This window comes from Sinobaca sp. H24, from assembly GCF_023845525.1.
The window spans coordinates 20,001-27,753 of sequence record NZ_JALBWT010000051.1; the positions used below are offsets into that span (position 1 = coordinate 20,001).

The following is a 7,753-nucleotide window of genomic DNA, read 5'->3' on the forward strand; positions in this document are numbered from 1 at the left end:
AGACTGATTAGTAAAGGGGATATACACATGAGTAAAAAATGGATACTTACGGCATTTGCAGCCGTTTCATTATCATTAATTACAGCCTGCGGCGGAGAATCAGAAGAAGAAGCTGGTTCAGAGAATGAAGAAGCCGCCCAGGAAGAACAGGCAGCGGACAACGGTGAACAGGCGGAGCAGGCAGAACAGCCTGAACAACCGGAGCAGCCTGAACCTAATCTGGATGATGTACCTGACGTTGTAGCTGAGGTAAATGGGGAAGACGTGACGAAAGATGAATTTGAAGTAGCCTATACTTCAGCACTCTCTATGTATTCCATGCAGGGGATGAACCTCGAAGAGCAGGATGAAAATGGAGAAATGGAAGCCGAACTGAAGCAGGCAGCAGCTGATCAGCTTGTCGGCCAGGAACTGCTCATTCAGGAAGCAGAGGAACGGGACTACAGTGCTGACGAGCAGGAAGTCGATGATTTAATTGCCGAACAGAAAGAGCAGTTTGAATCAGAAGATCAATATCAGCAGGCTCTGGAGGAACAAGGCTACACAGAAGATGAATTCCGTGCCGAAGTCGAGCAGTCCATTAAAGTAGAACAGTTAATCGAGGAAGAATCCGAGGATCTGGAAGTGACGGATGAAGAGATTGACGAAGCTGTCGCACAGGCAGAAGAACAGCAGGCAGCTATGGCGGAACAGGGAGGCGATGAAGCACCGGAAATGCCGGAACCTGACCGTGAACAGGTTGAAGAACAGTTAGTAACACAAAAACAGGGAGAACGCGCCCAGGAGCTAATAGACGAACTTCGTGAAGATGGCGATGTGACCGTCCATATTTAACTTGAAATAAAAAAAGGAAGGAGCGGACCATCCGCTCCTTCCTTTTTTGTTATGCCTGATTTTTTTGCGGATAAATAGTGCTGCAGTTCCACCGGCTAAAGCTGTAATGCTTGCCCAGAAAGCAGTCATCCAGCCATCGTTACCGGTGCCGCCCATTCCAGTCTGCGGCATTTCTTCCGGCATCATAGCTGCGTCCTGTGCGTCCTCATCGAGCTGACCGCGGAGTTCACCGTCAGGATATTCTTCTGTATGCACATCCGTATAAATTTCACCAGCTACTAATCCCATGGATACTTCCTCCCATGTCATCTCACCAATCAAATCATCTTCGGTCAAAGTACCGGAAGCTACGTCGCCGTCGTAATTCATCGGTTCATCATTTTCAAATAGAACCAGCTCAGCTGGTGGACCATCTTCTCCTTTAACACCGCTGTGCAGGTGTCCAGCTACTGCGCCATCGAGGTTTTCACCATGTAAGGAATATTCAATGGAATCGCCATCTTCGCTTACTTCGAAATGACCCTGTCCCATAGCATCCGTTTCGACTTCGCTTGTTACTTCATCAGGAGTCAATTCGACTAGAAATTCACGGCCCTCATGGTCAGCGGCTGCGGTGCCTGCGAATGCGGTAAAAGCAAATACGGAAGTTAACGGCAGTACAATTCTTTTTTTCATTTGTACGTTCCCCTCTCAATTTTAAAATAATAAACAAAATGATTCGTGCGGCGATCCTCCTTTATTGAATGCATAGTCAAAAAACATCCAATCATAAAGGAAACGTATAAGGTAAAAGAATGGATCACTATTAAACAGAATTTTTTAAATTAACAAAATATATCAAGATATGGACGGGATATGGATATAAAAAAAGAATCGGCTTTTATGGCCGATTCTTAAGAAATTATACGTCGGGCGAACCTAATTTTTCATGAACATAAGACTGAATGTCTGTAAAGCTGTCTATATGAAAAGAACGTTTGGGCATATCTACATTCATATGCGCAATTGCAGATATATCAGCTGGATTTATTTCTGCTGGTTCTTTCAGTACTTCCACCTTTACGCTGCTTTCTCCTGAGTACTCTTTTACATGGTCAAATGTTTTGCTGATATCATCTAAATGATTTTTTGCTGGTTCAAATTCATAAAAATACCAGCTGTGTTCCTCATTCGTGTTCGTATTCGTGATTTCAAGTCTGTATTTTGCCATGTTCATACCCCTTTTCGATAAATTGATAAAAGAATAGTATAACAAAGAGAGCGCTTCCTTTTCATCTCTCAGCATTGGACGTTCTTATGATTATCAAAGGCTTTAAATAAATAGACGTTAAATAAGCATAAAAAATCGGATAATAGTTACCGCAAAAACGATTGAAAGTACTGCTGCCAGCAACACGGTGTTTCTTTTCTGAGCATACGTTCCCGGTTTTTCACGCAAGGCCCGCTCTTTTTTGATAGAACGTTTTGCTGTGAGAAGAGAACCTATATAAAAGCCAGCTGTTAACCCGGCGATATGGTGAAGGAAGGAATCGATACAAGCCATAAGGATGTTAGCACAACGGCAAGAAAACTGGTGAATAGAGGGATCCATACATAATACTTTCGTTTTTCCTGAGTGGTGATGCTGGAAGGTGAATGGGTCATAAGTACACTCCTGACATAAATAACTGCCATTCCTGTAACGAACGCCAGGAAAAGTAAAGTCTATATAATCGTATAATAGTATCAGCATTTTTAAAAGAGTGGATTATATGCAAAGCTGCATTCGTTTAAACCCCCTTTCAAGTTGGGAATACGAAGAGAGTAACACTAAGGAGGAGGCTGAATATGACAGAATCTGCAAATCGTATGTTTCGGCTGCAGCAGGCTGGAGGCATTGATCAACTAAAAATGACAGAAGAAAGTATTCCTGAAATAGGCCGCAATGAAGTACTTGTTCGTGTTAAAGCGACATCGCTGAATTATCGTGATTTAGCATTAGTTGAGGGGAATTATCCCGGCAGACTAAACGATAACACGGTACAGCTGTCTGACGGCGCCGGCGAAATTATAGAAGCAGGTCCCGATGTACGCCGCTTTAAAGTGGGAGATAGAGTAGCCGGGAATTTCACAAGAGAGTGGTTCAGCGGCAAGAGGATGCCAGAGTATATAGAACCTTACGGCTCCCACAGTGACGGATGGCTGATGGACTATAAAGCCATTCATCCGGAAGAACTTGTTAAACTGCCTGATCATCTTACGTATGAACAGGGAGCGGCACTTCCGTGTGCAGCAGTAACTGCATGGAATGCCCTGAAAGGCCCTTCCCCGCTGGAGCCGGGCGATACAGTATTAACGCTTGGAACAGGTGGTGTGTCTGTTTTTACAGTGCAATTTGCAAAAGCTTTAGGAATTCAGGTTATATCCACTACTTCGAGCAGCTGGAAAGAAGAAAAGCTGTCGGATATTGGCGCAGACCAGATTATTAACTACAACGAAACGCCAGAGTGGGGAAATAAAGTAAAAGAGCTGGTGCCCGGCGGAGTAAATCGGGTCGTCGAAGTTGTAGGCTCGGCTACTTTTCCGCAGTCTATTCAATCCGTCGCTCCCGGAGACGAAATAGCGCTCATAGGGGTATTAAGTAAAACAGGCGAAAACATTGATTACTACGATTTATTTGGAAAAGCATCTACAAGAACCATTATGGTTGGCAGCCGTGATATGTTTGAAGCGATGAACAAAGCGATTACTGCCTATAATTTGTCTCCGATCATAGATACTGTGTACCCATTTGAACAGGCACAGGAGGCCTATCATCATCTGAAAAAGCCAGAATTTCTTTGGAAAAATAGTTATTTCCCATGAAAAATAATAAACGATCGATGGAGGAATAATATGGAGTATATGACATTAGGAAAATCAGGGCTTCGCGTGCCCAAGTATATTTTGGGTACCGTGCCGTTCAGCGGTACAAACGGATTCGAAGCGACTGGAAATATAAAAAAAGAAGAAGCTAAACGAATGATAGATCTCTCGCTGGAAGCCGGAATTAATACCTTTGATACAGCAAACCTGTACTCCAAAGGAGATGCAGAGCGGGTACTTGGTGCTGCGATTAAAGGGCGCCGCAAGGATGTGGTTCTTACTTCGAAAACCGGCTTTCATTTTGAAAATAATCCGAATGCCCTCGGTGCATCGAGAATCCATCTGGAAGCATCTATTGATGAATCCCTGCAGCGCCTCGACACGGATTATCTGGACCTTTATTTCGTACATCTCTGGGACGGACAGACCCCGATCGAAGAAACAGTTCAGGCGATGACAGACCTGGTGAAATCCGGAAAAATCAGATACTGGGGTGTTTCGAACTACAGCGGCTGGGCATTGGCGAAAACAGTCACCTACGCAGAACAGGCAGGGCTTATTCCCCCAATATGCCAGCAGATATATTACAGTCCGGAAGCCAGGGAAGCCGAGTATGAGCTGCTGCCTGCCGGCAGTGAACTTGGAGTTGGTTCAATGATTTGGAGCCCGCTTGGAGAAGGGCTGCTTAATGGAAAGATCAGCCGGCATCAAAAAGCTCCCAAGAATACGAGGCAGGGAGAAGGCTGGCCGGAGCCGTGGGTCATGGATCAAGAACGTTTGTACAATGTAATTGATACGCTGCAGGAAGCAGCTGACAATCATGGGCAAGCGTGCCGCAGGTTGCTCTTTCCTGGGTCAAGGATCGGCCCAATGTAGGCCCGGTCGTTATTGCTGCCAGAAACGAAAAGCAGCTTAGCGAAAATATTGCTTCATTCGACATTGTTTTGACAAAAGAGGAAACAGAAAAAATCGAAGAAGCAGCAAGGCCGGCTCCAATATATCCATTATGGCATCGTGCGATGAGTGCGTATGAACAGGCATCGCCCTCTGAAAAAACGTATTTGGAAGGATATAAAAAAACGCTTGGCATTGAATAGATGGAAAGAGCCTTGAAGACTATCATCAAGGCTCTTTTTTGCTTTACATAAAGAAAATACTTTTCCAGTGTGAGACATATCATATGGAAGAAGCAGCTTTTTTATTATAATAGGAGTAACAAATACGGGTAAGGCTGGTGAGAAAGGTGGAACGATATAAACGAATTTTAGCAGCGGTGGACGGATCTGCTCAGTCGGAAGCGGCTTTAAAACGTGCGATTCATTTAGCAGTCCAGCACGAGAGCAGCCTGCATATCTGTCATATAGTCGAAAGTAAAGAATACAGCAGGGTGCCTTTATTCCGTGAAGAAATAAAAGAAGCAGCAGAAGAAAACGGATTGGCTATTTTAGAGAAAGGAAAGAAACTGGCTGAAGAATTTGGATTGAAACAGGTGCAGACTATCATAAAACGAGATCCATTTCCCGAAAAGAGAATCGTAAAGGATATTCTTCCGCTTTACAGTATTGATTTAATTGTGACAGGCTTTTCAGGACTTGGTCCTATAGAGCGGTATATGCTCGGCAGTGTTTCAGCAGGTCTCGTAAAACACGCTGGGTGTGATGTGCTGGTAGTGAAGAATAAAGAAACGGAGGAGAGCAATTACCGGCATATTCTTATTGCTGTCGATGAATCATCCATGGCTGTTAATGCATTTACGACAGGTCTTGCCCTCGCGAAGAAACATGAAGCTGATTTAACGGCTGTCCATGTGCTTCATCCACCCTTAATGCACTCGTTGGAGCAGTTTCAAGAAGACATTCAGGATGTTTATATGAAAAATGGCGAGCTTCTGCTGGAGAAGTATAAGCAATTAGCTGCTGAGAATAAAGCGGATGAGATGATGTTTATGCTGGATTATGGATCCCCCAAGCATATTATTCCAAAAGAATCGGCTCAGCGTTGTCAGGCGGACCTGATCATTGCCGGGGCTCTTGGTGCCGGTCAGGAAAAAGGAATCCGTCTTGGAAGTGTATCGGAGGGGATTGTCCGCAGAGCCGGCTGCGATGTTCTGGTCGTGAGGCCGAAGTTTCTCATGCCCCTTAAAAATTGAAGAAATCGTTATGTCACACAACATTTACAAACGTTTATCTTTCTTTTTTGTTTAAATGTGGTATATTTAATCTACTTTATAAAAGGCAGGGATTGGCTGACATGTAAAATATCCTCGAATAACAGTACGTTCGAAGATTATGTGTTTTCTCTTTTTCCATAAAAAGAGGCTGGCTCCTGCATCGGAGATAAATTGATTCATCCCGCTCGGACGGAACCGGCGGAAAAAATACGGAGGTGAATCCCTTTTAAAGGGACTTTTGGACATTATACTGATTATGAATTTATTATTAGTGGTTATATTGATAGGATTAACCGCTTTTTTTGTAGGCTCGGAATTCGCAGTCGTGAAAGTACGTATGTCACGGCTCGATCAGCTTGTTGCTGAAGGCAATAAAAAGCAGATAAGGCTAAAAAAGTAGCGGAGAAACTCGACTATTATTTATCAGCCTGTCAGCTTGGTATTACTGTAACGGCCCTTGGACTGGGGTGGCTTGGAAAGCCGACTGTTGAACGCCTGCTGTATCCTTTGTTTGACAGTCTGGGTACGGCACAGGCACTGGCTACCATTATTTCCTTTGTGATCGCTTTTTCAGTTGTAACATTTCTGCATGTAGTAATTGGAGAACTGGCTCCTAAAAACGCTGGCTATTCAATACGCCGAAAAGATGACTCTTCTGCTGGCTCCTCCTCTATACTGGTTCGGTATGCTGATGTTTCCATTTATTTGGACATTAAACGGTTCAGCCCGCTTATTCCTGCGCATGTTTGGTGTAGAACCTGCAAGCCATGATCAGGCTCATTCAGAAGAAGAGCTTAAAATTATTATGACGCAGAGTTTTCAAAGCGGTGAGATTAATAAACGGAACTACAGTATATGGAAAATATATTTGCGTTCGATGAACGCTCCGCCCGGGATATTATGATTCCCCGGACCGACATGAACACGCTCCGGGTTGATATGAACCAGGGAAATGCTGGAGATTTTTCACGAGCACGAGCATACCCTATCCGGTTACAGAAAGACGGCGATAAATAACGTGATTGGCTTTGTAAACGTAAAGAAAATACTAATCGACTACGGCAGGCCGTCGTATTATTTGAAAGATTACATGCAGAGCCTGCCGGTAATGCCGGAGCACTCTGCCATCCAGGATGTGCTTGTTCATATGAAAAAAGAAAGAGTTCATATGGCTCTGCTTCTTGATGAATATGGTGGAAGTGCCGGTCTTGTAACAATGGAAGATATACTCGAAGAAATCGTTGGTGAAATACGCGACGAATTCGATACAGAAGAAGTCTCCGATATCCAGAAAGTGGAAGAGGGCCTGTACCATATTAATGGGCGGACGCTCCTTGATGATATTGAAAAACAGCTTGGTATTACCTTTTCAAATGAAGAGGATATTGATACAATAGGCGGCTGCTTCAAATGAATAACGTGCCGCTTGAGCCGGATAAAGTAGTAGAGCGGGACGGAAGACGATGGAAAATATTGGACACAGACCATCATCAAATCAAGCAGGTGTCCCTTCAATTTGGGAATACGCAGCAGATTATATAACAAAGCAGTCCCCGTTATGCTCAGGCATGACGGGGTTTTTTGTGTGGAAAAGAATAAAGAGATAATAAAGTATTAGAAAAATAGGAATATTATGGTATATTTATTAGATAAAAAATATTCTCTAGAGGAGGATGCCATGCGTACCACTATCTACTTTTTCACTGGAGCTTTATTTTTACTTTCAAGCTGTACTAATGAGAAAGTAAAAGAAGATCAACAGTTAGAAGTTAGTCAAGAGGAGCGCGTTCAGGCGGAAAATGATGAAACCTCTATTACGATTGGAGCTGCTGGAGACGTGCTCCTGCATGGCCGGGTGTATAAGAGAATGCAAGAAAGCGATGGATATGATTTTACACCAGCTTT

6 protein-coding genes and 3 pseudogenes are annotated in these 7,753 nt (G+C 43.7%); 6 read left to right on the forward strand and 3 right to left on the reverse strand.

Annotated elements, in window-relative coordinates:
* Positions 1-27: 27 nt before the first annotated feature.
* Positions 28-834 (forward strand): SurA N-terminal domain-containing protein, encoded by an 807-nt coding sequence (locus tag MMY81_RS30760; protein ID WP_252315829.1) that lies wholly within the window; start codon positions 28-30, stop codon positions 832-834.
* Here the strand turns inward: MMY81_RS30760 and MMY81_RS30765 are convergent.
* The 3 genes from MMY81_RS30765 to MMY81_RS30775 all read right to left on the reverse strand — a co-directional run bounded on the left by MMY81_RS30765 (position 787) and on the right by MMY81_RS30775 (position 2,425).
* Positions 787-1,509, reverse strand: coding sequence for a CHRD domain-containing protein (locus MMY81_RS30765; protein WP_252315830.1), 723 nt, complete (start codon positions 1,507-1,509; stop codon positions 787-789). The genes MMY81_RS30760 and MMY81_RS30765 overlap by 48 nt on opposite strands.
* 226 nt (positions 1,510-1,735) lie before the next feature.
* Positions 1,736-2,044, reverse strand: a complete 309-nt coding sequence (locus MMY81_RS30770) for a hypothetical protein (RefSeq protein ID WP_252315831.1) — start codon at positions 2,042-2,044, stop codon at positions 1,736-1,738.
* A 117-nt stretch (positions 2,045-2,161) separates the two neighbouring features.
* The gene (locus MMY81_RS30775; protein WP_252315832.1) at positions 2,162-2,425 is read right to left on the reverse strand and encodes a hypothetical protein; all 264 of its coding nucleotides are present in this window, start codon (positions 2,423-2,425) and stop codon (positions 2,162-2,164) included.
* Positions 2,426-2,661: 236 nt separating this feature from the next.
* Between MMY81_RS30775 and MMY81_RS30780 the strand changes: the two genes are divergently transcribed.
* The 5 genes and pseudogenes from MMY81_RS30780 to MMY81_RS30800 all read left to right on the forward strand — a co-directional run.
* Positions 2,662-3,678 (forward strand): zinc-dependent alcohol dehydrogenase family protein, encoded by a 1,017-nt coding sequence (locus MMY81_RS30780; protein ID WP_252315833.1) that lies wholly within the window; start codon positions 2,662-2,664, stop codon positions 3,676-3,678.
* A gap of 30 nt (positions 3,679-3,708) precedes the next feature.
* A pseudogene (locus MMY81_RS30785) lies at positions 3,709-4,775 on the forward strand (aldo/keto reductase).
* A 146-nt stretch (positions 4,776-4,921) separates the two neighbouring features.
* Complete coding sequence (locus MMY81_RS30790) at positions 4,922-5,827, forward strand: universal stress protein (protein WP_252315834.1); 906 nt, start codon at positions 4,922-4,924, stop codon at positions 5,825-5,827.
* Between the two features lie 259 nt (positions 5,828-6,086).
* Positions 6,087-7,390, forward strand: a pseudogene (locus MMY81_RS30795) (hemolysin family protein).
* Between the two features lie 136 nt (positions 7,391-7,526).
* Positions 7,527-7,753 (forward strand): annotated as a pseudogene (locus tag MMY81_RS30800) (CapA family protein); the annotation flags it as partial.